Annotated in this window: 1 protein-coding gene; it reads right to left on the bottom strand. The window is 56.7% G+C overall.

Features of this window, described 5'->3' with window-relative positions:
• Positions 1-326: Ig-like domain-containing protein (locus OI69_RS18365; protein WP_039353957.1), on the bottom strand; the 326-nt coding region annotated here is incomplete at both ends.

Raw genomic sequence — 326 nt, 5'->3', positions numbered from 1 at the left:
ACCGTCACCGCATCTCCGGCGTTGACGTCATTACCGACTTTACCGGTCACGGCGATGGTCTGGCCGGACTCGGCAGCATTAATCACATTATCTGACGTGACATCATCAATAGAGATGGATGCGGCTGGCGCAATGGTATCGACACCGTAAGTGTGACTGGCGTTAGCGGTGGTGACGTTACCGGCTGGATCGCGGGTGGTCACGCTGGCACTCACATCGCTATTCGCGGCGAGTACCGAACCCGGCACATTTACGTTCCAGGTTTTATCGGCATTCACCGTCGTCTGGTAGGTCTCAGAGCCGACAGTAACCGTCACCGCATCTCC

The organism is Pectobacterium fontis, assembly GCF_000803215.1.
Lineage (GTDB): Bacteria > Pseudomonadota > Gammaproteobacteria > Enterobacterales > Enterobacteriaceae > Pectobacterium > Pectobacterium fontis.
The sequence above is the reverse complement of the archived record's forward strand: the minus strand, read 5'-3'. Positions and strand labels throughout refer to the sequence as shown.